The organism is Marinactinospora rubrisoli (assembly GCF_042664915.1).
GTDB lineage: Bacteria > Actinomycetota > Actinomycetes > Streptosporangiales > Streptosporangiaceae > Marinitenerispora > Marinitenerispora rubrisoli.
Map to the genome: position 1 here is coordinate 45,287 of NZ_JBHTBH010000003.1, position 25,640 is coordinate 70,926.

General features: G+C 73.5%; 18 protein-coding genes. 15 read left to right on the plus strand and 3 right to left on the minus strand.

Annotation, left to right across the window (positions count from 1 at the left end; genetic code table 11):
* Nucleotides 1–38 precede the first annotated feature (38 nt).
* The 3 genes from wecB to ACFQRF_RS07055 all read left to right on the plus strand — a co-directional run bounded on the left by wecB (nt 39) and on the right by ACFQRF_RS07055 (nt 5,626).
* Nucleotides 39–1,160, plus strand: a complete 1,122-nt coding sequence (wecB, locus tag ACFQRF_RS07045) for a non-hydrolyzing UDP-N-acetylglucosamine 2-epimerase (protein ID WP_379869849.1) — start codon at nt 39–41, stop codon at nt 1,158–1,160.
* 97 nt (nt 1,161–1,257) lie between these two features.
* Nucleotides 1,258–3,009 carry a hypothetical protein gene (locus ACFQRF_RS07050; RefSeq protein ID WP_379869850.1) on the plus strand — a complete coding sequence of 584 codons (1,752 nt, stop codon included), beginning with the start codon at nt 1,258–1,260 and terminating at the stop codon, nt 3,007–3,009.
* A gap of 475 nt (nt 3,010–3,484) precedes the next feature.
* Complete coding sequence (locus ACFQRF_RS07055) at nt 3,485–5,626, plus strand: glycosyltransferase (RefSeq protein ID WP_379870408.1); 2,142 nt, start codon at nt 3,485–3,487, stop codon at nt 5,624–5,626.
* A 77-nt stretch (nt 5,627–5,703) separates the two neighbouring features.
* Here ACFQRF_RS07055 and ACFQRF_RS07060 read toward each other — a convergent pair whose 3' ends face one another.
* The 3 genes from ACFQRF_RS07060 to ACFQRF_RS07070 form a co-directional block, all read right to left on the minus strand.
* Nucleotides 5,704–7,149, minus strand: coding sequence for an LCP family protein (locus ACFQRF_RS07060; RefSeq protein ID WP_379869852.1), 1,446 nt, complete (start codon nt 7,147–7,149; stop codon nt 5,704–5,706).
* 315 nt (nt 7,150–7,464) lie between these two features.
* Nucleotides 7,465–8,967 (minus strand): LCP family protein, encoded by a 1,503-nt coding sequence (locus ACFQRF_RS07065; protein ID WP_379869854.1) that lies wholly within the window; start codon nt 8,965–8,967, stop codon nt 7,465–7,467.
* A 20-nt stretch (nt 8,968–8,987) separates the two neighbouring features.
* Nucleotides 8,988–9,809: a TIGR03089 family protein gene (locus ACFQRF_RS07070; RefSeq protein WP_379869855.1), complete on the minus strand. Its 822-nt coding sequence runs from the start codon at nt 9,807–9,809 to the stop codon at nt 8,988–8,990.
* A 188-nt stretch (nt 9,810–9,997) separates the two neighbouring features.
* On the opposite strand from ACFQRF_RS07070, the gene ACFQRF_RS07075 reads away from it, so the two are divergent.
* From ACFQRF_RS07075 to ACFQRF_RS07130, 12 genes are all read left to right on the plus strand, one after another.
* Nucleotides 9,998–12,256, plus strand: a complete 2,259-nt coding sequence (locus ACFQRF_RS07075; protein ID WP_379869857.1) for a hypothetical protein — start codon at nt 9,998–10,000, stop codon at nt 12,254–12,256.
* Nucleotides 12,257–12,324: 68 nt separating this feature from the next.
* On the plus strand, nt 12,325–13,242 hold the full coding sequence (locus ACFQRF_RS07080) for a glycosyltransferase family 2 protein (protein ID WP_379869858.1): 918 nt from the start codon (nt 12,325–12,327) through the stop codon (nt 13,240–13,242).
* Entirely contained in the window at nt 13,239–14,360 is a 1,122-nt protein-coding gene (locus tag ACFQRF_RS07085) for a glycosyltransferase family 4 protein (RefSeq protein ID WP_379869860.1), read from the plus strand. Before ACFQRF_RS07080 ends, ACFQRF_RS07085 begins: the two co-directional genes overlap by 4 nt.
* 536 nt (nt 14,361–14,896) lie before the next feature.
* Nucleotides 14,897–16,078, plus strand: coding sequence for a glycoside hydrolase family 64 protein (locus tag ACFQRF_RS07090; RefSeq protein ID WP_379869862.1), 1,182 nt, complete (start codon nt 14,897–14,899; stop codon nt 16,076–16,078).
* A 185-nt stretch (nt 16,079–16,263) separates the two neighbouring features.
* Nucleotides 16,264–17,205, plus strand: a complete 942-nt coding sequence (locus ACFQRF_RS07095; RefSeq protein WP_379869863.1) for a glycoside hydrolase family 16 protein — start codon at nt 16,264–16,266, stop codon at nt 17,203–17,205.
* An 85-nt stretch (nt 17,206–17,290) separates the two neighbouring features.
* Nucleotides 17,291–18,331, plus strand: a complete 1,041-nt coding sequence (locus ACFQRF_RS07100; RefSeq protein WP_379870410.1) for a lysylphosphatidylglycerol synthase domain-containing protein — start codon at nt 17,291–17,293, stop codon at nt 18,329–18,331.
* Between the two features lie 11 nt (nt 18,332–18,342).
* On the plus strand, nt 18,343–19,053 hold the full coding sequence (locus ACFQRF_RS07105) for a class I SAM-dependent methyltransferase (protein WP_379870411.1): 711 nt from the start codon (nt 18,343–18,345) through the stop codon (nt 19,051–19,053).
* Nucleotides 19,054–19,412: 359 nt separating this feature from the next.
* On the plus strand, nt 19,413–20,189 hold the full coding sequence (locus ACFQRF_RS07110; protein WP_379869865.1) for a hypothetical protein: 777 nt from the start codon (nt 19,413–19,415) through the stop codon (nt 20,187–20,189).
* Nucleotides 20,186–21,376: a glycosyltransferase family 4 protein gene (locus ACFQRF_RS07115; protein WP_379869866.1), complete on the plus strand. Its 1,191-nt coding sequence runs from the start codon at nt 20,186–20,188 to the stop codon at nt 21,374–21,376. The genes ACFQRF_RS07110 and ACFQRF_RS07115 overlap by 4 nt, the downstream gene beginning before the upstream one ends.
* Nucleotides 21,377–21,430: 54 nt before the next feature.
* Nucleotides 21,431–22,435: a zinc-binding dehydrogenase gene (locus ACFQRF_RS07120; protein WP_379869868.1), complete on the plus strand. Its 1,005-nt coding sequence runs from the start codon at nt 21,431–21,433 to the stop codon at nt 22,433–22,435.
* 1,170 nt (nt 22,436–23,605) lie between these two features.
* The gene (locus ACFQRF_RS07125; protein WP_379869869.1) at nt 23,606–24,448 is read left to right on the plus strand and encodes a hypothetical protein; all 843 of its coding nucleotides are present in this window, start codon (nt 23,606–23,608) and stop codon (nt 24,446–24,448) included.
* 1 nt (nt 24,449) lies between these two features.
* Entirely contained in the window at nt 24,450–25,604 is a 1,155-nt protein-coding gene (locus tag ACFQRF_RS07130; RefSeq protein ID WP_379869871.1) for a glycosyltransferase family 4 protein, read from the plus strand.
* The last annotated feature ends 36 nt before the right edge of the window (nt 25,605–25,640 follow it).

A 25,640-nucleotide genomic window follows, 5' to 3' on the forward strand; every position in this document is an offset into this window, starting at 1 on the left:
GACGTCGGAGGATGTTCGTGAAGGGAAACCGATAACCGATGGCGTCTGCACCGAGCCGCCCCGCGGAGGCCGCGACGGCCGAGGTCGTGCACATCGTTGGAGCACGTCCCAACTTCGTCAAGGCGGCGCCCGTGGTGGCCGCGCTGGCGGAGCGGGGTGTCCAGCAGGCCGTGGTGCACACCGGCCAGCACTACGACGACCGGATGTCGGCGGTCTTCTTCCGCGAACTGGGGCTGCCCCGGCCCGACGTCGACCTGGGTGTCGGCTCGGGTTCGCACGCCGAGCAGACCGCCGCGCTGATGGTCGGGCTTGAGCGGGAGTTCATCGAACGTTCACCCGGCTTCGTCATCGTGTACGGCGACGTGAACTCCACCCTCGCCGCCGCCCTGGTCGCCGCCAAACTGCACATCCCCGTCGCCCACGTGGAGGCGGGGCTGCGGTCGTTCGACATGACCATGCCCGAAGAGGTCAACCGCCGGGTCACCGACCAGCTCTCCGACCTGTGCTTCGCCACCAGCCCCGAGGCGGTCGGCCACCTCGCCAACGAGGGCGTCGACGTCGAGCGGGTGCACCTCGTCGGCAACCCGATGATCGACACGCTGCTCGCGCACCTCGATCGGTTCGACGTCGACGCGCTGCGCTCCCGGCTCGACCTGCCCGGCACCTACCTGACCGCGACGCTGCACCGGCCCGCCAACGTGGACGACCCCGCGATCGTGGCGCGCCTGGTGGCGCGGCTGCACGAGGTGGCCGACGACGTCGACATCGTGATGCCGGTGCACCCCCGCGGACGCGCCGCCTTCGAGGCCGCCGGGCTCGGCCGGCACGAGCGGGTGCGGCTGCTGGAGCCGCTGGGCTACATCGACTTCGTGACGCTGGTGCGTGGCGCCGCCGCCGTCGTCACCGACTCCGGAGGGGTGCAGGAGGAGACCACCATCCTCGGCGTCCCCTGCCTCACGCTGCGGCCGAACACCGAACGGCCGGTCACCATCACGCACGGCACCAACCGTCTCGTGGTGGACTCCGAACTGCCGGGCCTCGTCGCCAAGATCCTGGCCGGAGACGGCTTGGGGGGCACCTCGATCTCCGACGTGCCCCCGCTGTGGGACGGGCAGGCCGGCCGGCGCATCGCCGCGGTCCTCGCCAGCGAACTGGTGTGATGCCGATGGACACCACTCCCGTCGGCAGACCGCCGACGGAGAGCGGGGGCACGGTACCTCTCATCCCCCGTCGAACCTCGCGAAGTAGGGAAACCCCGTGAAACGGCGTGAACAGAGCCAGACCGAACAGCTCCGTCGGGCGCTCTCGGAGCGGGAGGCACAGCTCCAGGAGGCGCAGGCCCGCCTGGCCGCCCTGGAGGCGTCCACCTCGCTCCAGGTCGGCCGGGCGCTCGCCGAGGCCGCCAAACGGCCCGGCCGCGGCCTCGTCCGGCTGCCCCGCGACCTGTTCCGGCTCTGGCGCGGCGCCACTCGCACCACCCAGGCCGGCGGCGCCCGGCGCCGCCGCTCCGCCCAACCGGTCCGCTCCTACGACGCCGAGCGGCAGGAGACCCGGCTGCTGTCCGGCACCGCCGGTGCCCACGGAGACCGGCTGGTCGTCGCCGGCGTGCTCTCCCCCGAGGCGCACGCCGCCATCGAGCCCTACGTCCGGGTGGTGCCGCTGCGGCCGCACGACGCCCAGGTCGTGTTCGACACGATCGACGCCGACGTGGTCCTGGTGAGCGCCTCCGCGGCGTCGCCCGGCTCACCGTGGGCGCACGTGGGCGACCCCGCCGCCGCCGACCGCACCCGGGCGCTGCACTGGGTGGTCTCGGCCGCGGCGTCCCGCGGCGTTCCCGCCGTGCTGGTCCGCGACGCCCCCGCGCCACCGGGACTCGCGACCGTCGGCTTCGACCACGTCCACGACGGCGACCTCGGCGTTCCGCTGCACCGCTTCAACCCCATCGCCACCGAGCCGGAGCGGGAGACGGCGCCCAGCTACCTGCCCGCCGCCGCCCGCCCGCGTCCCGCGGTGGCCGCGCTGCTCGACCAGCTCACCGCGGACGGCCTCGGCCAGCGCACCCCCGACTGGCGGACGCTCCCGGAGGCGCTGCGCGGCGCCGCCGGGGTCGTGGTGGCCGACCCCGGGCTCGCCCAGCGGGCCCTGGCCTGCGGCACCCGCGCGCTGCTGCTCGACACCCCCAACTCCGATGCGGACGCCGGGCTGCCGGACGGGGTGCTGCGCACCGCCGCCGTGCACGCCGGGTCGCTGCGTTCCGGCGAGACGCAACGTGAGCTGTCGGTACTGCGCACCTCCGGCGCGCTCACCCCGGAAGAGGTGCGGGCGACCCTGCGCACCCTCTTCCTCGAACGCGCCACCCCGGCCCGGCTCGCCGACATCCTCGGCAGGGTCGAACTCGCCCCCGGCGCCGGCGGCGCGGCCCGCACGCTCCGGCACCGTTCCGTGGCGCTGCTCGCCCACCCCACCGACGACGTCGCGTCGCTGGCCCTCGCGGACGACGTGCTCAACCAGCTGCACGCGCCGGCGGAGGTCGTGGTCCCGCGTGGGGCCGAACACCTCACCGGCATCGAGCGGCTGCGCTCGCACGGCGTGCCGCTGCGCACCGCCGACGTCGAGCCGACGGCGGAGCCCACCCCCGCCCACTGGGCCGGACTGGCTGCCGCGGCCGACGCGCCGTGGACCGCGCTGTGGCGCGCCTCCAGCGGAGCCGGATACCTCGCCGACCTGCTGTGCGCCGCGGAGTGCTCCGGCGCCGACGCGGTCGGGCCGGCGATCGCGCCGTGGAGCGTGGCCGCCGACGACGGTTCCGCAATGAACTGGGCCGACCAGGACTACGTGTTCGTCAGCGCGATCGAGCCGGAGCTGGCCCGCCGCGAGCTCGTGCTGCGCGGCCTGCACCCGGGGGTGTGGAACCGGCACGGCGCCCGGCTGCTGGCGCTCGGCCCCGCCCGCGAGTCCGGACGCGATGCGGAACACGGCCGGGTGCACAGCGCCCCGAGCACGGGGTGACGGGCGTGGGTGGGTCACCGGACGCACTCGCCTCCGGCGTGCGGCGGCGCCGGTTGCGTTCGCTCGTCGGCTCACCGTTGGGTGGTGCTGGTCGCGTTCGCCTTCTCGCTTGCTGCACCGGCCCCGTGGGAATGGCCTCCGGCGCGGGGCGGCGCCGGTTGCGTTCGCTCGTCGGCTCACCGTTGGGTGGTGCTGGTCGCGTTCGCCTTCTCGCTTGCTGCACCGGCCCCGTGGGAATGGCCTCCGGCGCGGGGCGGCGCCGGTTCCGCTCGCTCGTCGGCTCACCGCTCCGTCCACAGGCAGTCCGCTTCCATCCGCGGTCGCCGCTTCCCCGAGCGGCGGCGCCCGCGTACAGTTCACCGTGCTCCTTTCGCGGTGGATCGGTTTCGAAGGGAAACACGTGACCATTCGCGCACTCGTCTACGGGGACGTCGACCTCAATATCATCGACGGCTCGGCGATCTGGGCGCAGTCGATGACCCAGGGCCTGGCGGCTGCCGGGTGTGAGGTCACCCTGCTGCTGAAGGCGCCCGTGAAGACCGACCGGCTGGTGGCGCCGCTCACCGGCGTGCCCGGGGTCACGGTGCGCCGGCCCTACGAGGAGTCGCTGCTCTCCGACCTCGGGCCGCGCGGCCTCACGCCGGAGCAGGCGGTGGGCCTGATCAACCGGCTGGACGGCGAGGCCCGGTTCGACCTCGTCGTGGTGCGCGGGCGGCGGGCGGCCATCGCGGCGGCCCAGGCCGAGGAGCTGGCCGGGCGGCTGTGGACCTACCTCACCGACGTGCCGCAGAACGTCGCCGAGCTGACCTCCGCCGCGGTCTCCGAGCTGACCGACATCGCCGTGGCCTCCCGGTTCCTGCTCTGCCAGACCGAGGAGCTGCGCGACTTCCTGGAATCCTCCGTCCCGGCCGCGTGCGGCAAGAGCGTGCTGTTCCCGCCGGTGGTCGTGGTGCCAGAGGGCGTCGCCGGTTCCGGCGTGCCGCACGAGCCGCTGAAGCTCGTCTACACCGGCAAGTTCGCGCCACGGTGGAACACGCTGGAGATGACCGAGCTGCCCGCCGCGCTCGCCGCGCAGGGGATCCCGGCCGAACTGCACATGATCGGCGACAAGATCCACCGGGACTCCCCGGACTGGGCCAAACGCATGGCCAAAGCGCTGGAGGACACCCCCGATCTGGTCTGGCACGGCGGGCAGTCCCGCGCCGAGGCGCTGCGGCTCTCCGCGCAGTGCGACATCGGCCTGTCCTGGCGCGACCCCGAGATGGACGCCAGCCTGGAACTGTCCACCAAGGTGCTGGAGCTGGGCGCCCTCGGCCTGCCGGTCGTGCTCAACCGCACGCCGATGCACGAGGAACTGCTCGGCGCCGACTACCCGCTCTACGCCGGTGAGGACATCGAGTCCGTCGCCGACGTGCTCGCGCTGGCGGCCGACCCCGACGTCTACCGGCGGGCCGCCGAGCGGTGCGCCGCCGCCTCGGCCAAGTTCACGCTGGAGCGCGCCGCCGAGCGGCTGCGCGGCTACCTCGATCTCGCCTTCCCGGCCGCACCAGCCGGCATCAGCACCGAGCGCCCGCTGCGCGTCGTGGTCGCCGGCCACGACCTGAAGTTCTTCACCCGGCTGGCCGACCACCTCATGTCGCTGCCCGGCCTGGAGGTACGGCTGGACGAGTGGGAGGCGCTGCGCACCCACGACCAGTACCGCAGCAAGGAACTCGCCGCCTGGGCCGACGTCGTCATCTGTGAGTGGTGCGGGCCGAACGCGCTGTTCTACGCCCAGCACAAGCGGCCCGGCCAACGGCTGCTCGTGCGGCTGCACCGATTCGAGCTGTACGCGGAGTGGCCGCGCAAGCTCGACATCGACAAGATCGACGCGGTCATCTGCGTCAGCCCCTACTACGCCGACCTCACCCGCGAGCGGGTCGGCTGGCCGGCCGACAAGATCGTCGTGCTGCCGAACTGGGTCGACGACGAGCAGCTGTACCGCCCCAAGCTCCCCGGCGCCGAGTACACACTCGGGATGATCGGCATCGCGCCGTCGCGCAAGCGGATCGACCGCGGCCTGGACGTGCTCGCCGAACTCCGCCGCCGCGACCCGCGCTACACCATGGTCGTCAAGACCAAGCAGCCGTGGGACTACTGGTGGATCTGGAACCGGCCGGAGGAGCGCGAGTACTACGAGCGCACCTACCGCCGGATCCAGCGCAGCGACCTGCTGGCCGACGGAGTCATCTTCGACCCGTTCGGCCCCGACGTCGCCGCGTGGCTGCGCCGGGTGGGCTTCGTGATCTCCACCAGCGACGACGAGAGCTTCCACCTGGCCCCGGCGGAGGGCGCCGCCTCCGGCGGAGTCCCGGCCGTCCTGGCGTGGCCCGGCGCGGACACCATCTACTCGCGGCGGTGGGTGCACGAGGACACCGACGCGATGGCCGACGCCATCCACCGCGTTGTGAGCGAGGGCCGGTTCGACGCGGTCCGTGCCTCCGCGCGGGCGGAGATCACCGGGCACTACGCGCTGCGCCGGGTCTGCCAGATGTGGACCGACCTCGTGGTCGACGGCACCGCGCCGCAACGGATCCAGCTCGACCGGTTCGCCACGGTGGGCCAGCCGGCCTCCTGACCCGGAAACCGCCGACGGCCCGGCGCGGGAACTCCCGCGCCGGGCCGTCGATGCATTCGGGGGCTCCCGGGCCGCGATCAGCCGCAGGCGTTCTCCGTCTCCTCCGCGGTCCGCGCCGACTCCGCTCCGGGCAGCTCCGCCGCGCCGGACCCGCCGGCGTCCCCGGCGAGGACCAGGAGCACCGTCTCACCGAGCGTGGCGTCCTCCTCGATGCGAGCGCCGTCCACGTGCTCGGCCACCGCCGCGGCGTGCGACTCCTGGCCGGGGGCGTAGTAGACGGTCGTCGCACTCGGCGTCTCGCCGGACGGGTTTCCGGTCCCCGCCACCTGGAAGCCCGCGGCGGTCAGCTCCGCACCCGTGTCGGCGCCGAGCCCGTCCACGTCGGTGGCGTTGAGCACCTCCACGGCGACCGCCGACGGGTCGGCCGGAGTGACCTCGGCCTCGGCGTCCTCCTGTGGCGCGTCGCCCGAGTCCGGCTCCGACCCGGAGTCCTCCGGCTCGGACAGCTCCACATCGGTGGCGATCGCCTCGAACAGCTGCGAGGCGTCCGGCTCCCGCCACGCGATGCGGTTGGTGTCCAGCGGATGCTGGCCGTTGGGCACGGTGACGAACCGCACGCTGGCCATGTCGACCTCGCGCATGGCGATGGCGACATCGGCCATGGCGTCGACGGTGAACTCGTCGTCGGTGGTGATGGAGTCGGTGACCGAGCCGAGGAAGGCGTACAGGTTGCCGGGACTGGCCAGCACGTCGCTGCTCATCACCTTGCGGAGCATGGCGCCCATGAACTCCTGCTGGCGGTCGATCCGCGAGATGTCGGTGCCGTCGCCCTGGGCATAGCGGGAACGCACGTAGGCCAGCGCCGTCTCGCCATCAAGGGTCTGCTCGCCGGCCTCGATGTCGAGCTTGGCCTTCTCGTCCTGCACGGCCGCCGGGACGCACATCTCCACGCCGCCGATCGCGTCGACCATCCCCTTGAAGCCGGTGAAGTCGACGCTGACGAAGTGGTCGATGTGGATGCCGGTCAGCTGCTCCACCGTGGTCCACAGGCAGCCGACCCCGCCGAGGCTCATGGCCTCGCCGATCATGCCGAGGTGCGGGTCGTAGCCGGGTTTGTCGTCGGTGGCCGCGCAGGCCGGCAGATCCAGATAGCTGTCGCGGGGGATGTTCACCAGTGTCGCGCCGTCATGGTCCGGGGAGACGTGCGCGATGATCAGCGTGTCCGGGCGCTCGCCCTCGGCGGCGCCGTAGTCGGCGTTCTCGCCGGTGCGCACGTCGGAGCCGATCAGCAGGATGTTCACCGCCCCCTCCACCTTGGTGGGGCGGTCGCCGAAGGCGTCGGTGTCGACGCTCTCAGCGTTGATGTTGCCGTAGATGTCGTAGTACGCACCGTAGGCGGTCAGGCTGCTGGCGATGACCAGGGCCGTCGTGCCGATCGCCACCCAGCCGCCCCGGGTGAGCTGCTCCCAGGGCCGAGCCGGAGCGTCGGGCGCCGACCTGCGGCGCCCCCGGTCATTCGCCATGGGAGGCTCCTCCACTCGCGACGGGAGGCTGTGCTTTCCCGTGCACTCGCCACGGAGAGCGCGCTTTCCCGTGCACTCGCCACGGAGACCGTGCTTTCCCGTGCACTCGCCACGGAGACCGTGCTTTCCCGTGCACTCGCCACGGAGGCTCCACACATGCGGGCATTCGGCACCAACGATCTGGTCAGAGGGGGACGAAAACCGCGCCGGCGCGGGAAACGCCGACGCGGTGATACGCGGGATGTTACGCCGAAAACGCGGCCAGGTGATCAGTGTGGTGCGGGCCGGCCGGGGTCAGCCGGCCCGCGGTACGCATCAGCCGCACTGGGTCTGCTCCTCCTCGGCGCTGCGCGCGTTGTCGCGCACCGAGTCGGGGACGCCGGCCGAACCCTGCATGCCGTTCCAGTCGGCGCCCAGTACGAGCTGGACCGTGGTGCCCAGGGCGGGGTTCTCCGCCGTGGTGGCGCTGGCGAGCTGATCGGCCACTGCGGTGGCGTGCGACTCCTGGCCGGGGCCGTAGTAGACGGTGGTCGTGTCCGATGGGCCGTCGGCGGGGTTGCCGGTGCCGGCGACCACGAAGCCCTCGGCGCCCAGCAGTTCGGAGACCTGACCGGCCAGCCCGCTGATGTCGGTGCCGTTGAGGATCTCCACGGAGACGTCACCGGGCGAGACCTCCGGAGTCTCCGCCGCCGCTCCGCCGCCGGAGCCGCCTTCCTCGCTCTGGCCGCCTCCGCCGCCACCGCCTCCGCCGCCGCCCTCGTCCTCGCCGGACAGGTCGACGTCCTGGGCGATCGCCTGGAACAGTTCGCCGGCCTCCGGCTCGGTCCAGGCGATGCGGTTCTCGTCCATCGGGTGCGGGCCGTTCGGCACCGTCATGAACCGCACGCTGGCCATGTCGACCTCGCGCATGGCGATCGCGATGTCGGCCATGGCGTCGACGGTGAACTCGTCGTCGGTGGTGATGGAGTCGGTGACCGAGCCGAGGAAGGCGTACAGGTTGCTCGGGCTGGCCAGGACCTCGCTGCTCATCACCTGGCGCAGCATGGCGCCCATGAACTCCTGCTGGCGTTCGATGCGGCCGATGTCGCTGCCATCACCTTGGGCGTAGCGCGACCGCACGTATCCCAGCGCCTGCTCACCGTTCAGCGTCTGCTCGCCGGCCTCCAGATCCAGATGGGCCTTGTCGTCCTGGATGGCCTGCGGGATGCACATGTCGACACCGCCGATCGCGTCGACCATCCCCTTGAAGCCGGTGAAGTCGACGCTGACGAAGTGGTCGATGTGGATGCCGGTCAGCTGTTCGACGGTCGTCCACAGGCAGCTCACGCCGCCGAGGCTCATGGCCTCGCCGATCATGCCGGTGTGCGCGTCGTAGCCGGGTTTGTCGTCGGTGGCCGCGCAGGCGGGCAGATCCAGATAGCTGTCGCGCGGGAGGTTGACGAGGGTCGCGCTGTTCTGGTCGGGTGAAATGTGCGCGATGACGAGGGTGTCGGGACGCTCACCTTCGGCTTCGCCGTAGTCGGCGTTCTCGCCGGTGCGCACGTCGGAGCCGATCACCAGGATGTTCACCGCGCCGTCCACCTTGGTGGGGCGGTCACCGAAGGCGTCGGTGTCGACGCTCTCCTGGTTGATGTTGCCGTAGATGTCGTAGTAGGCGCCGTAGGCGGTCAGGCTGGAGCAGATGACCAGCGCCGTGGTGATGACCGCGACCCAGCCGCCGGTGGTGAGGCTGTTCCGGACGGAGCGGAACGAGGGGAGGGGGGAGGCTTTCTGGGCTCTCCGCGCGGACCTTCGGGACGAGGAGCGGGATCTGGGCATTGCGCACCAAAGGGTCGGTGTCAGGTCAACGGCCTGATGGAGCCCGAGAGCGAGGGGGATTCGGGCGGGGGGCCGGCGATCGCCGTGACACGCTCCATGCCAAGCCGTGCTTGCAGGTTAGCCGAATCGGCACCGGGCGTTAGCACCAGAGAGGACGCGGGGGCGATCAGTGCCAGAAATCCCGACAGATCGGGACCGAACGCGGTGGGGAGATTCGGCGCGGAAGCGATCATAGCCACCCGGTCCGCCGCTGTCAGCCGCCAGTCCGCGGCCCGGCGATCGGCCCGCTCCGCGAGTTCGGCCCCGGTGAGCCGCACCGGGCCGTCCAGTGCGACGGCGGCCGGATCGACCGGCACGGGGGAGTGGAACCGGTCCGCGAACCCGCGCACCTCCACCGCGTAATCCAGGACCGTGGGCGGGCAGTCCGCGAGCGGGGCGCCGAGCGGATGCAGCGAGGCGCCGACGACCTCCCGGGCCCCGCTGTCCAGGGCGGCGGCCAGGCGCGGGGCGTCGGCCACCACGATCTCGCCCTCCGGCAGATCGCCGGAGCCCTCCGCCGCCTGCGGCGTTCCCCCGGCCGGGACCACCGCCACCCCCGCCGACCAGCAGGCGAGCACCCAGACGAGGCTCTGCCAGTGCACGGGAAGGGCGAGCACGACCCGTTCCCCCGGCTCGGCGCCGAGGCCGTCGACGATCAGGTTCGCGGTCTTGGCGACCCAGTTGTCGAACGTCGCGTAGGAGAGCTCGACGCGGCCGTGATCGTCGTAGGCGGTGACGAAGGGCCGCGCCCCGTCCACCGCGGCGGCGGCCCGCCACATCTCCTCAGGGGTCCGCGCTGGCACGTGCGCTCCTTCCGGACGGGCGGGACGGCGGGCTGACGGGAGGTCACATGCTACTCGGCCGCTGTCGCGTGCGCGGGCGGCCCGGCAGACCAGTGCGTTATGTCGGGTCTGCCTGATGTGTCGGGATGGTCAGGGGAGCGGAGGCCCGCCGCGTCCCGACCGCCGCGCGGAGCTGGCATCGTGGCTGCATGCGCCTGACACCCGGACGCCTCCTCGCCCGCCTCACCGTCGCGCCCGTCGTCGTACTCGGTGCCTGGCTGCTGGTCGCGTTCCCGCTCCTCGTGGCCGGCCAGTTCACGCCGCTCGCCGGCGCCGTATTGGGCCTGCCGGCGGTGGCCGCCGCGGTCGCGATCGTCCCCCGCTGGGTGCCCGACCTGCCAAGCCACCCGGGGCGTGTGAACGGGCAGGAGCGGGAGACCCCGTGGTGGCCGGTCGTCGCCGTGGTGCTGATCACGCTGGCGTTCGCCGCCGTGCAGATCCTGTACCACTCCGAGCAGATCGTCATCCGCCGCGACCCGGCCTCCTACGCGCAGTTCACCGCGTGGATCGCCCAGCACGGATCGCTGCCGATCCCGCAGCAGCGCGACCTCATCGCCGGGGACGACCCCGCCCTCTCCTACGACAGCGCCGCCTTCTACCAGGTCGGCGATGTCATCTGGCCGCAGTTCCTGGCCGGGATGCCGCTCATCCTCTCGGTCGGGTACTGGATCGGCGGACTCGACGGAATGCTCGTCACGGCGCCGCTGATCGGCGCGCTCGGGGTGCTCACCTTCGCCGGCCTGGCCGCGCGGCTCATCGGGCCGCGCTGGGCGCCGCTGGCCGCGCTCGCGCTCGCCGTCTGCCTGCCCGAGCAGTGGGTCAGCCGCTCCACCTACAGCGAACCGGCCGCCCAGGTCCTGCTCGTCGGCGCGCTCGTCCTGGCCTACGACGCCCTGGCCTATCGAGGAGCCTCCGTGGCGAGTGAACGGGCTTGTGGGGGAGCCTCCGTGGCGAGTGAACGGCCGTTCGTGGCGGCACGGGAGAGATGGGGCGTGCCGCACGCCCTGGCCGCGTCCGCCGGCCTGGCGTTCGGGCTCGGACTGGTGGTGCGTATCGACGCGCTGCGCGACGTGCTGCCGGTGATCGCGTTCGCCGCGCTGCTGCTGCTCGCCCGCCGGGCCCAGGCGGTGCCACTGCTCGCCGGACTCGCCGCCGGGCTCGGGTACGGCCTGGTCGCCGGGTTCGGGCTCTCCCGGCCCTACCTGGAGTACCTGTCCGACTCGCTGCGCCCCCTGCTGCTGATCTGCGGCCTGGTGGTGGCCGCCGTGGCGCTGGGCACCGCCCTGCTGTGGCGGCGCGGGCTGCCGCGGCTGAGCGGACCGCGGCGGGCGTTCGTGTCCAACGCGGCGGCGGTCCTGGTGGTGCTGGTGATGGCCGGCTTCGCCGTGCGCCCGCTCCTCTACGTCCAGCGCGGACACGGCGACGACGCCACGGGCATCTTCGTCGGCCAGGTACAGCAGTACGAGGGGCTGGCGGTGGACCCGGACCGCACCTACGAGGAGATGACCCTGTACTGGGTCGGCTGGTACGTCGGGCTCGCCACCGTCCTGCTGGCCACGCTCGGGGCCGCGCTGCTGCTGCGCCGCGTCCTGCGCGGCCGGGACCCGCAGTGGGTGCTGCCGCTGATGCTGCTCGTCTGGACGGTGGCGGCCACGCTGCTGCGTCCCGCCATCACCCCCGACCACCCGTGGGCCGCCCGCCGGCTGGTCGTGCTGGTACTGCCGGCGTTCGTGCTGCTCGCCGTGTGGTTCCTGGCCTACGCCGTGCGGTGGCTGCGGACCCATCCCGTCCGCCCGCCCACGTGGCTGTCCGGCGCGGTCGCCGCGGTGGGCGCCGCGGCGGTCCTGGTGCCCACCGCGGTCACCGCGGGCGGCATCATGTCCTACCGGATGGACGTCGGCACGGTGGCGGACACCGCGTCGAGGTGCGGCGGTTCGGTGGCCGCCGACGACGCGTTCGGGCAGCTGCTCCGCAACGTGTGCGGCGTGTTCATGACCTATCGCACCGGCGACGGTTCGGTGGCCGGGGCCGAGCGGTTGTGCGCGGCCATCCCCGAGGACGGCAGCGTGCTCATCGTGGACGCCGCCACCAACAGCAAGTTCGCGCAGCTGATCCGCGGCATGTGCGGCGCACCGACCGCGCACGTGGAGCCGGCCGACCCCGAGACCGTGCGGCGCGTGGCGGCCGAGGTGCGCGAACGCGGCCGCACGCCGGTCCTGGCCGGCGACTCCCACGAGAGGCTGCTCGGCCACCTCCCTGAGCCGGTCCGCGTCGAGCACGCCTTCGACGTGCACACCGACCAGGACCCCAGCACCCTCATGCGCCCGCCGGCCGGTCCGTGGGCGTTCAACGGCGACGTGTGGGTGGCCGTGGTCCCCGCCGATGACGCCGCCCGCGCGGACCGCTGAGGACCGCGCGCCGCCACTACGATGGCAGCACCCCCGCCCCCGTGACCGACCCCCAGGGAAGGCGAGTCGTGGCCGACGACGTGACCTCCGACGACGCCCCGTACGTCACCATCGTCCTGCCCTGCTACAACGAGCAGGACCACGTGGTCACCGAGGTGGAGCGCATCTGCGCGGCGATGGACGGCTCCGGCTACTCCTACGAGCTGCTGGCCGTGGACGACGCCTCCACCGACGAGACGCTGTTGCGGCTGCGCGATGCCGAGCCGCGGTTCCCCCGGCTGCGGGTGATGTCGTTCGAGCACAACGGCGGTGCCGGAACGGTGCGCCGCATCGGCAGCCAGCGGGCTCGCGGCGAGATCGTCGTGTGGACGGACGCCGACATGAGCTACCCCAACGAGCGGATCCCCGAACTCGTCGCCATCCTGGACAAGGACCCCGACATCGACCAGGTGGTGGGCGCCCGCACCCAGGAGGCCGGCACGCACAAGCTGCTGCGCGTCCCCACCAAGTGGCTGATCCGCAAGCTCGCCGAACGGCTCACGAACACCCGGATTCCCGACCTCAACTCCGGACTGCGGGCGTTCCGCCGTGACGTCGCCCGGCCGTACCTGCGGCTGCTCCCGCCGGGGTTCTCGTGCGTCACCACGATCACCCTGGCGTTCCTTTCCAACCAGCACCCCGTGCGGTACGTGCCCATCGAGTACGCCACCCGCTCCGGCAGCTCCAAGTTCCACTTCGTGCGCGACGCCTACCGTTACATCCTGCAGGTGCTGCGCATGGTCATGTACTTCAACCCGCTGAACGTGCTGATGCCGCCCGCGCTGTGGCTGCTCGGCATCGGCGCGCTCAAGGGCGTCTATGACGTGGTCAGCGACCCGGTGTACATCCGCAACAACACCATCATGCTGGTGCTCACCGGACTGATGATCGCCTCCATGGCGCTGCTCGCCGACCTCATCGTGCGCTCGCGGAACAACGGAACATGACGCACTCCGGGCCCGGCGGCGGCCGGCGGGTGGTGCTGGTCGGCCCGGCGCACCCGTACAAGGGCGGCGGCGCCCGGCACACCACCGAGCTGGCGCACCGGCTGGCCGCGGCCGGGCACGACGTCGTGATCGAGTCGTGGCGGGCCCAGTACCCGGCGTTCCTGTACCCGGGTCGCCAGACCATCGACACCCCGGAGGGCGCCCCCTACCCGCGCACGCGGCGGCGGCTGGCCTGGTACCGGCCCGACGGCTGGTGGCGGACCGGCCGTGAGCTGCGGCGCGCAGCCGACCTGCTCGTCCTCACCGTGCTGTCGCCGGTACAGGTCCCGCCCTACTTGGGGCTGCTGGCCGGTGCCGGGCGGGGGGTGCGCACGGTGGCGCTCTGCCACAACGTGCTGCCGCACGAGCGGCGCGCCGCCGATGTCGCGCTGGTCCGCCGGCTGCTGCGCCGAGTGGACGCCGTCCTCACCCACGCGCCGGGGCAGGCTGATCTGGCGCGTGGACTGCTCGCCGGGCGCGACGCCGACGTGCGCACCGCCGAACTGCCCCCGCACCTGCCGCGGACGCCGGCCCCGGCGGCCGGTGCGGCGCCGGAACAGCGGGTGCGCCGGCACCTGCTGTTCTTCGGCCTCGTGCGGCCCTACAAGGGGGTCGACGTGCTGCTGCGCGCCCTCGCCGCGGGTCCGCCCGACGTCACGCTGACCGTCGCGGGGGAGTTCTGGGGCGGCCCGGAGGCACTGCGCGGCCTGGCCGAAAAGCTCGGCATCGCCGACCGGGTCGAGCTGCGCGACGGTTACGTGCCGGCCGCCGGGATCGCCGACCTGATGGCGGACGCCGACGCCCTGGTGTTGCCGTACCGCTCGGCGACGGCGTCGCAGAACGTGTGGCTGGCCCATGAGCACGGCCTCCCGGTCATCGCCACCCGCACCGGCACGCTGCCGGACCACGTGCGCGACGGCGTCGACGGCCTGTTGTGCGCGCCGGATGATGTGGCGGATCTCGCCCGGGCGCTGGCCGCCTTCTACGCGCCGGGAGCGGCGCTGCGGTTGCGCGCCGGAGTCCGTCCGGTCGATCCCGAACCGTACTGGCGCGGTTATCTGGCGGAGCTGCTGAGGTAGCACCGGCCCGGTCCGCCACCTGCGCGGCACCGGCCGAGGTGAGATCTTCGGCACAGGGGATGGCCCGGCCCCGCCACGCCTCCCGCGCCCCTGGGACCGCGAAGTCGATCACCGTCGGTGATCTTGGTCGGGCGGCCCCCGGGCGCGGAACCGGACCGAATCGGCGGAGGGGTCCGCGCGTGGCGCCGTCTCCCCGTGCCCGCGCCGTGGCGGCGGTGCGCCACAGGGCGCCGAGTGAGACCCGTGTCACTCCCTCCGCGGCGGATCCGCGCGGCCGGAACCCGGGACGCCCGTACGGATACACCCCGGTTGACCTGCGCATTCGCCGCGCCGATTCGTGGCAGGCGATGTTCGGCGGGCGGCGAGTCGCCATGAGAGCGCTCCCATATCAGATGAAACTGTGATCTGGAACACATCACAACTGCGCTACCAGCAGCAACATGAACAAGTTTCATAACCCACTCATTCGCGGATTGACGCGGTCACGCGGAGTCGCCAGATTGGTCCGCACTCCCCCCGCTCGAAGGAGAAGCGACATGATCAGCCGAAGAACTCTGCTGGGAACCGCCTCCGCAGCAGCCCTGGGCATCCCCCTGCTCGGCGCCTCCGGGTGCGCGAGCTCCACCAGCGCCGGTCTGACCAGTTCGCAGGCGGCAGCGGGCGCGCTGCCGCTGACCGTGGTGAACAACAGCGGCCGGTTCCCCGACAGCGCGGTCCGGCTCTACATCGTCGGCACCAACCTGGAGACCGGCGAGCAGTCCTACGTCAACCGGGACGGCGCTCTGACCCCGGTCCGGGAGTCCGACAACACCGACGGCGGCTTCACCGACTACGCCATCCCGCTCTCCGAGGCCGGCGATCTCGCCCTGCCCTTCATGTCCGGGCGGATCTACGTCGCCCTGGAGGACAAACTCCGGTTCAAGGTGGTCACCGGCGGCGACGGGCGCGCCGCGCTGCAGTACCCGGCCGGCTGGGTGAGCAGCGACCCCAACTTCGGGGTGCTGCACGACACCGTCGAGTTCACCCACAACGACACCGGGATGTACTGCAACACCACCATGGTCGACCAGTTCAGCGTCCCGCTCGCCATCGAGCTGAACGGGGAGCAGGACCAGACCACCGGCACACTGGTGGAGGGCGGACGGGAGGCCATCTTCGCGGCCATCGCCGCCGACCCGGTCTTCTCCTCGCTCGTCGTCGCCGACGGCCGCCGCATCATCGCTCCCGGCCACGGCCTGGACGCCGGCCTGTTCCCGGCCGACTACTACGCGCCCTACATCGACGAAGTGTGGTCGCACTACGCGAGCAACGACCTGCGGGTCACCACCAACGCGGGCACCTTCACCGGGCGGGTCGACGGCTCGGGGCAGTTCGTCTTCGACGGCGGGGTCGCCCCCATCGGCAAGCCGTCCACCCGCGACGTCTTCTTCTGCGACGGCGCGCTCGCCGCCCCCAACGACGGAATCACGGGCCCGGTCGCCGCCATCCTGGGCGCCGGGTTCAACCGGTCCACCCTGGTGACGGCGAGCGAACAGCCCACGCGGGACCCCGCGACCTTCTACCAGGCCGACGTGACGAACCGCTATTCCAAGGCCTTCCACGACCACACCGAGGACGGCAAGGCCTATGGGTTCGCCTTCGACGACGTGGCCGAGTTCGCGTCCTACATCCAGGACCACGCGCCCGCGTCGTTCACCGTGACCCTCACCCCCTACTAGACCGCGCCGCGCCGAACCCCGGCGCCCGCTCGCCGCGGGCCCGGACGGCGCGCATCCCACGGCGGCGGGCAATCCCCCACCCGCCGCCCCGATCCGGTCCGGCCGCGCGCCTCCCCTCCGCTGCGGCCGGACCGGTGTCGTTCGGCACCGGCCGCCACATCCCCCACGGAAAAGGACCTTCCACCATGGCCACTCGCTGTCCCGCCCCGGTCCCGGTACTCCTCGTGACCGCCCTCACGGCGACCTTGGCCGGCTGCGCCGTCCCCGAGGCCGGCACGGTCTCGGCCACCGCGGCCGACGCCCCGCTCGCCTCGTGCGGGGTCTTCTTCGACGACTTCGCCTACAGCGGCGGCGACGACCCGGAGCTGGCCGGGCACGGCTGGAACGTGCGCGACTACCAGGGCGGCCCCGGAGTCCCCGGCGCCGGGTGGACGGCCGACGCCGTACGGTTCCCCAACGGGCAGGACGCGACGCTGCTCAGGCTGCACGCCGCCACCGACGGCACCCCCGCGGGGACGACCCAGGCGGAGCTGGCCTTCGGTGAACGCAAGTTCTTCGAGGGCACCTACGCCGCGCGCGTCCGCTTCACCGACGCCCCGGTCACCGGCCCGGACGGCGACCGGCTCGTCCAGACCTTCTTCACCATCACCCCGCTGGCCGCGGACAACGATCCGGCCTACAGCGAACTCGACTTCGAGTACCTGCCCAACGGCGGCTGGGGCGAGACCGGCCCGGCGCTGTTCTTCACCTCCTGGGAGACCTACCAGCGCGAACCCTGGCAGGCCGATAACACCCACGACGTGGCGCGCGGCTCGTTCGACGGCTGGCACGACCTCGTCGTCCAGGTGTCCGGCGGGACGGTCCGCTACCACGTCGACGGCGAACTGGTCGCCGAGCACGGCGGCCGGTACTACCCGGACTCACCGATGTCCATCAACTTCAACCAGTGGTTCATCGACCTGGACGCGCACAGCGGCGGTGGACGCAGCGAGTACACCCAGGACGTGGACTACGTGTACTACGCGGGCGACGAGGTGCTGTCCCCGGCCGAGGTCGGCGACCGTGTGGCGGCCCAGCGCGCCGCCGGCACCGAGCGCACCGACACGGTGGACGGCTGCGCGGGCTGACCCCGGGCGGTGCCGGACGGGCCGCCGGTACCCGCCGCACGCGAGCCGGCTCTAGCCTGGGACGACCATGCAGACCGTGCTGAGGATGCTCACCAGGCTGGGCCGGCTCCGCGGCAACCGCTGGCTGCGCGCCGCCATCGTCGCCCTCGTGCTCGCCTGCGCCGCCGTCGCGCTGCGCGCCCGATGGGCCGAGGCGCGCGACGCGCTGCTCGCGCTCCCGCCGTGGGCCCTCGCCGCCTCGCTGGCCGCGGGCCTGGCCGGGCTCGGGGCGCAGATGATGGCGTGGCGGGCGCTGCTCGCCGACCTCGGCTCGCCGCTGCCGGTGCCGGTCGCGGCGCGGATCATGTTCGTCGGCCAGCTCGGCAAGTACGTGCCGGGGTCGGTGTGGGCGTTCGTCGCGCAGGTCGAACTGGCCCGGGACCGCGACGTGGCGCGGCGCCGCGGGGTCACCGCCACGGTGCTCGCGGTGCTGGTGACACTGACGGTCAACCTCGCGGTGGCGGCGGCCACCCTGCCGCTGGCCTCGGGACAGGCGGCACGGCAGTGGTGGTGGGCGCTCGCGCTGGTGCCCGTGCTGCTGGCGATGCTGCACCCGCGGATCGTGACGTGGGCGCTCGGCCTGCTCACCCGGCCGACCCGGCCGGACGACGGCCGCCCTCCCGAGCGGGTCGGCGGCCGGGGCATGGCCGCCGCCGTCGGATGGTCGGCCCTGGCCTGGGTGCCGCTGGCGATCCACGTCTGGGCGCTGGTGGCCGGGACCGGTGGCGGCGGAGCGGCCGCGCTGCCGGTGGCGGCCGGCGCCTACGCCCTCGCCTGGACGCTCGGCGTCCTCGTGGTGGTGGCCCCCGCCGGGCTGGGCGTGCGGGAGGCGGTGCTCGTCGTCGGTCTGGCGCCGGTGCTGGAGCCCGGCGCGGCACTGGTGGTGGCCGCGCTGTCCCGGCTGGTCATGACGGTCGCCGACGTGCTGTGGGCCGGCGCCGCGATGCTGGCCGGTCCCCGCGGACCGTCCCGGCGGTCCGGCGGCGCGGTACCGGCACCGGAGTGCGCGCGGGGACCGGCCGGACGCGGCCGGCAGGGACGGATTTTCCGGGGCGGCCGCCCCGGGCGGCCGGACTCGCTAGGGTGAACCCCGTGCGGATGCCTGACGTCGTCGCCTTCGCCGGCCACCAGATCCACGTGTGCCGTTACCGCGAGGCCGGAACCCTGTTGCGCTGGCTCGGTACGGACCTGCGGGGCCAGGTGGTGCTCGACGTCGCCGGCGGCGACGGGTACTGGGCCGGGCAGGCGCGCCGCCGCGGAGCGCACGCCGTGTCGATCGACCTGGCGCGGCACAAGATGCTGCGCGGGCGGCGGCTCCGCAACGCCCCGGCGCTGCTCGAAGGCGACGCCCTGCGGCTGCCGCTGCGCGACGCCTCCGTGGACAAGGTGATGTCCATCTGCGCCATCGAGCACTTCGACGACGGGCCGGCCGCGCTGCGCGAGATGGCGCGGGTCCTGCGGCCCGGCGGCGACCTCGTCATGTCGGCCGACTGCCTGTCCCGCCGCGGTGAGTGGCCGGCGCTGTTCGAAGCGCACCGGCGCCGGTACCACGTCCAGCGCACCTACACCCACCAGACGCTGACCGCGCTCCTCGGCGAGTGCGGGCTCGACGTCCAGGAGTACCGCTACCAGTTCCGCGCCCGCGCCGCCGAACGCGGCTATCTCACCCTGTCGGCGCGCGGCGGCCGGTTCGGATTCAACGCGGCGGCGCCGCTCATCCCGCTCGTCTCGCTCAGCGACGCCCGCACGCCCAACGACCGGGGCAGCATCGTGCTGCTGAGAGCCCGCAGGCGCGCCGACGGGGAGTGACCCGCGGGGCGGCCCGGCCATCGGCCGTGCCCGGGGGACCGTCCCGCACGGAACCCGCGTGGCCCGGCGCGCGAATACCATACGGGGCGGTAGTGGTCACGCTCCGTGGACATCGCTGCTCCGAATCTTAACTACCCTTTAACCGTGGGGCGATAGCGTGCGCAGTTACATGGGTTACGGACGGTCGGCTGCCCGCCGACCGTCCGGTGTGCCGCAATACAGGACCGTCCCGCTCACGGCCGATGAGTTCACTGAAGCCCGGGCAGTGGTATGACCCCCGATCCAGGTCGGTCACCGCGTGCCCCGGACGCACTGGGGGGACCGTGCAGGCAGAGTTGAGTCGCATCGACTCTCGGAACGTGCTGCGACTGCGATTCCGGGAGTTCGGAACGGACAGATCCGAAGAGGGTGCGCCCCGGCTGGCGTTGCGTTCGCGGGGCGACCGACCCAAGACGGTACACGTGCCGGGGCTGCGGCGTGAGGGCGACCAGATCCGCGCCGACCTCGCCACCGTCTCGCTGCCCGACGGCACCTGGGACGTCATGCTGCTGTCCCGGGACGGCGAGCCCGAGCCGGTGGCCACCCGCGACCCGGGCTTCAGCCTCGCCGAGCGCGCCGCCTACCTGGCCGAACCCCGCGAGCGCGAGCTTCGGGTGATCCGTGGCCCCGAGGGGCGGCTGCGGGTGCGCAGTGCCACCGCGAAGCCCTACGCCGAGGTCGAGTGGGTCGACGTCGCCGACGGCCACGTCGAGCTCTCGGGCGTGCTCGCCTACGTCCCGCGCCGTGCCGGCCGCCAGGAGGCCCGGCTCGTCGCCCGGCAGCGCGAACTCTCCGGCGTGTGCACCGTCGACGCCGAGGTGACCGACGGCGCCTTCCGCGTGCGCGTCCCGCTGGCCGACATGGTGGCCGCCCACGAGCCCGCCCGCGCCCACAACGAGTGGGACCTGTGGCTGTGCACCCCCGAGGGTGAGCTGCGGCTCGCCTCGCTCGCCGACGACATCGTCGGCAAGAAACGGCGGATCAGTTTCCCGGCCACCGTCCTGCCCGGTGCCGGCCGCCGGGTGCGCATCCGGCCGTACTACACGGTGCACGACCACCTGTCGCTGCTCGCCACGCTCGCGGGGGCCGAGCGATGAAGATCGCCCTGGTCATCGCCAACGCCTACGGCATGGGCGGCACGATCCGCACCGTCTTCAACCTGGCCGGCGGCATGGCGGCCCGGCACGACGTCGAGATCGTGTCCCTGATCCAGCACCGGGAGCGGCCCTTCTTCACCGTGCCCGAGGGTGTGACGCTCCGAACGCTCGCCCCCTCGCGCGAGTGGGCCGCCCGCCCGAAGCAGAGCATGATGGCACGCTGGCGCGAGGCGCGAGGCTGCCGGGGCGTCCCCGCCTCGGAGACCTCGCGCAACGGCGCGTTCAACGGGCGCACCGAGTACGAGCTGCGCCGCTACCTGCGCGAGACCGACTCCGACGTGGTCGTGGGCACCCGCCCCGGTGTCAACATGCTCATCGCGCAGTGGGCGCCCGAACGGCTGATCACCATCGGCCAGGAGCACGTCCACCTCCGCGGGCACAAGGCCGACGTCCGGGCCGCGGTGCGCCGGCTGTACCCCAAGCTGGACGGCCTGACCGTGCTCACCGAAGCCGACCGCGCCGCCTACCAGGAGTTCCTGCCGGTCTCGCCCGACTGGCTGTGCACCATGCCCAACGCCCTGCCGCCCGGCGAGTACCCTCGCTCCACCCAGGAGAACCCCATCATCGCGGCCGCCGGCCGGCTCTCGCCGATCAAGCAGTACCCCAAGCTGCTGGAGGCGTTCGCCGAGGTCGCCCGCGAGCACCCGGAGTGGCGGCTGCGGATCTACGGCGGGGGCGGCAACGAGACCGAGCTGAAGGACGAGATCACGCGGCTCGGGCTGCACAACCAGGCCACCGTCATGGGCCGCACCAAGGATCTCACCGGCGAACTGGCCAAGGCGTCCATCCTCGCGGTCAGCTCGCGCACCGAGGGTTTCGGCATGACCATCATCGAGGCGTTCTCGGTGGGCGTGCCGGTGGTGAGCTTCGACTGCCCGCACGGCCCCAGGGAGATCATCACCCACGAGCACGACGGCCTCCTGGTGCCGCACCAGGACGTTGGCGCGCTGGCCGCGGGCCTGCTGCGCCTGGTGCGCGACGGTGATGAGCGCCGCCGCATGGCGGAGGAGGCGCTGCGCTCGGCCCGCCGCTACGATCTCGCGCCGATCATCGAACGCTGGGAGGAGTTCCTGAACGGCCGGCTGGCGGCCCGTTCCCGAGGCCGCCTCGCCGGAAGGGCGGCCTGACCGCCGCCCTTCCAATTGACCTTCAGTTAGGTCGAGGTTGCAGACTCCTCGAACGTGCCGCGGACGAGCCGCGGCGGGATCGAGGGGCAGGGCGACATGCGCGTGGTGCGGGCGACGGCGTTGGGCGGTCCGGAGGTACTGGAGCCGGCGGAACTTCCGGACCCGGTGGCCGGCCCGGGCGAGGTCGTGGTCAAGGTGGCCTACAGCGACACCCTTTTCGTGGAGACGCAGATCCGTGCCGGGGCTCCCGGCTTCCCGGTCGAGCCGCCCTACGTCCCCGGCGGCGGGATCGCCGGCACGGTGCTCGCCACCGGGGACGGGGTGGACCCCTCCTGGAGCGGCCGGCGGGTGGTCACCACCCTCGGCTGGAGCGGCGGATACGCCGAGCAGGCGGTCGCCGCGGCGACCGGCCTGGTCCCCGTCCCCGGCGGCCTCGGCCTGCGCGAGGCCGCCGCGCTCGTGCACGACTCCGCCACCGCGATGGCCCTGACGGACGCCGTGGCCGCCCGCGAGGGGGAGACGGTGCTGATCCTGGGCGCCACCGGCGGCATGGGCGTCCTCCTGGTCCAGCTGGTCCGGGCCACCGGCGCACGGGTCCTGGCGGGTGTGCGTGGCGAGCGCAAGCTGCGTCTGGCGGCCGAGCTGGGTGCGGACCCCGTGGACGTCTCCCGCCCGGATTGGCCCCGGCAGGTGTCCGAGGCCACCGCCGGAGCCGGAGCCGACGCCGTTCTCGACGGAGTGGGCGGCGCCATCGGCCGGGCGGCCTTCGAGGTGACGGCCGACGGCGGCCGCTTCTCCGCCCACGGCACCCCGGCAGGCGGCTTCGCCGGAGTCGCCCCGGAAGAGGCGCGGCGGCGGGGGATCGACCTGTTCGGCATCACCGACGTCCAGTTCGACCGGCCGACCCGCAATCGCTGGACGGCGCTGGGGCTGCGGGCGGCCGCCGAGGGGCGCATCAGGCCGATCATCGGCCAGACATTCCCGCTCGCGCGCGCCGCGGACGCGCACGCGGCCATCGAGGCGCGCACGGTCGTCGGAAAGACGCTCCTAGAGGTGTGACCGAGACCCGGACGGCGCCGGCACCTGCCGACCGACCGGGCACGTCCGCGCGAGCGAAGCCCCGCTGGACCGCCGGGCGACCGACGCACGCGCGGTCCTCCGGAACACCCTGTTCCCCTGGGTGCGCCTGATTCCCGGCGATGCCGGCGGCCGGCTTCTCACGGACCCGTTCACGGACATGGCCCACAGGCTGCACACCCATGCGGGCCGGGCCCCCGCTACGGCCACTACGGCCCGAGTGCGTCGAGGAGGTTCGTGGCCGACGCGGGAGACGGGCGGTGGCGGCACGGGGATTCGCGCGTTCGGCCGGACCGCCACCCCGGCCGTTCCCGTGTCGCCGCGTCGTCCGGAGGGCCGCCGAGGGAACGGCGAAGCGGCCCGGCGCGGCGCTCGCGGTCGCCGGGCGCGCCGCGTCCCGGAACACGGACCGCCGGTCCGGCCCCGGGTGGTGCCCTGTCGATCGTGAGCGCCGCGCCCGTGCGGTGCCGGTGCCGTTGCGGCACCAAAGGATCCGGGCAGCCGCTGCCGTGTGCCGCACGGCCGGTGGACGGCGGGCGTGTCGCGTCCTGGGGTGCGGTCGGCCGATCCGGCTTCAGGCGGTGCCGTGTTGACCGTCGGGCCGTCTGGTGCCGATGCCGGGCGCGGTCGAGATCCTGGGGTAGCCGCCGAGGGAAGGGCGGTGGGTCGGCCCCTGGTCCCGCGCTCGCGGTTGCCCGGCGCGCCGTGTCCCGGGACACGGACACCGGTCCGACCCCGGGTGGTGCCCCGTCGATCGTGAAGGCCGTGCCCGTCCGGTACCGGTGCCTTTTCCGGCATGTTGGCGAAGGCCTGGGGCGGCGCCGGGAGGAGTCGCGGAACGGAAATCCCGCCTGCTGTCCGGCGGTTTCGGCCGGAGCTCCGCCCGGCCGTACCGCAGCGGATGTCCCGCCACCGCCCCGAACGGTGTGCGGGCCGCGCAGCCCGGCTGCCTCCGCCGCGTCCGGCCGCCCTGCCGCCCCCGGGAAGGCCGGTCGACGCCCGCCCTCACCCAGCGACGGTACCCGGCCGCTCCGCGGACTTGGGGTTCTCTTGACCCGGCCGAATGGCGTGGCCGATAGGGCGGACGCGCCCCCGGAACCTAGGCTGGCCTGGTCGGATGCCACCGTCTCGCGCCGGTTCCGGAGGTGGTACATGCGCGTCCAGACGAGCCGGGTCCGGGCCGACGACATTCTCGAACTCGACCTCGCCGAACCCGCCCGCGCGGGCGCGCAGGTGGTGTTGCGGCCGCTCGGCGGACGGGCCACGGTGGTGCGGGGGCGCCGGATGCGGACCTGGGTCGGCGCCCGGCGGGCGTACGTCGACCTGCGGTGGGCGCCGCTCGCCGAGGGGACGTGGGCGGTCCGCTGGGCCGACCCCGGGCGGACGTCCCGGCCCGTGTGGACCGACGACCCGTGCTACGACCTCGCCGCCCGCCGCGAGTACGCGGCCCGGCCGTCCCGGCGGGAGGTCGCCGCGCTGCGCGGCGGTGACGGCCGGCTGCTGATCCGGGTGCGCCGGGTCCGGCCCTACGCCGAAGTACGCGAGGTCACGGTGCGCGACGCGACGGTACGGCTGACGGGGTTCCTCGCCCACGCGGCGCCGCCCCCGCCGGGCGCCCGGGTCGAGCTGCTGGTCCGGCAACGCGAGCGCGTCACGGAGTTCGCCTTCCCCGCCGGGCAGTCCGACGAGGTCTTCCGCTGCGCCGTGCCGCTGCCGCCGCTCGCCCACGCACACGACCACGGCCGGGCGCACAACGAGTGGGACCTGTGGCTGCGGGTGCCCGGCCGGGACCGCGGCTACCGGCTCCGCGGGCTGTGCGACGACATCATCGGGAAGAAGGGCCGCATCGTCTTCCCCGTGACCGCGGTGCGGACCGGCGCCGGACCGGTCGACCTGCGGCCCTACTACACGATCGCAGACGGTCTCTCGCTGCTCGGGACGGCGGCCGAGCCACCGGAGACCGGCGTTCCGGGCGGTCCCGGCGCGGGGGACTGACGTGCGCATCACCTTTCTCGTCGGCGACCTGCACGGCACGGGCGGCACCATCCGCAGCACGGTGACCCTCGCCGGCGGCCTCGCCCGGCGGCACCGGGTACGGATCGTCGGTCTGGTCCGCGGTGCCGCGCGGCCGTTCTTCCCCGTCGACCCCCGGGTGCGGGTGAGCGCCCTGACCGACAGCCGGGCCTGGGCCGACCGGCCGGAGCCGAGCCGGCGGGTCCGCGAACTGGAGCTGCGCCCGGCCACGCTGGTGCCGCGGAGCGAGGCGCGCAGCAGCACGGTGTTCAACGCCGCCACCGAGGAGGCGCTGAGCGCCTTCCTCGCCCGGGCCCGCACCGACGTCGTCATCGCCACCCGGCCCGGGCTCAACTCGCTGCTCGCGCTGCTCGGTTCCGACCACTACCTGCGCATCGGACAGGAGCACCTCAACCTGCGGCAGCGCACCGACGACGTCCTCGACCACGTCCGGCGGCACCACGGGCGGCTGGACGGGCTGACCGTGCTCACCGACGCCGACCGCCGGGACCACGCCGCCCTCCTGGACCGCCCCGACGGCTGGGCGGTCACCATCCCCAACCCGCTGCCGGACGTGCGCTACCCCCGCTCGCGGCTGATCAACCCGATCATCGCGGCGGCCGGCCGGCTCATCCCGGTCAAGCAGTACCCCGTGCTGGTGCGGGCGTTCGCGCGGGTGGCCGCCCGGCACCCGGACTGGCAGCTCCGCGTCTACGGCCACGGGCCCGAACGCGGCGCGATCCGCGCCGCGGCCGGCGAGCTCGGCCTCCTCGACCGGGTGGTGCTCATGGGGCGCACGCGCGACGTCACCGGGGAGTTCGCGAAGGCCTCCCTGGTCGCCCTCAGCTCCCGGCACGAGGGCTTCGGCATCAGCATCGTGGAGGCGTTCGCCGTGGGCGTGCCGGTGGTCGGCTTCGACTGTCCGCACGGGCCTCGCGAGCTGATCACGTCGGGGCGGGACGGCCTGCTCGTACCCGGCCAGGACGCCGACGCGCTGGGCGAGGCGCTGCTGCGGCTGGCCGGCGACGCCGCCGAACGGCAGCGGATGGGCGCGGCGGCGCGGGAGACGGCGCGGCGGTTCCACGTGGACCACGTCGCCCACCGCTGGGAGGAGTACCTGGTCGAGCGGCTCGGCTGACCGCGAGCGGGCCGTCCGAGGCGTGACACCGAGTGT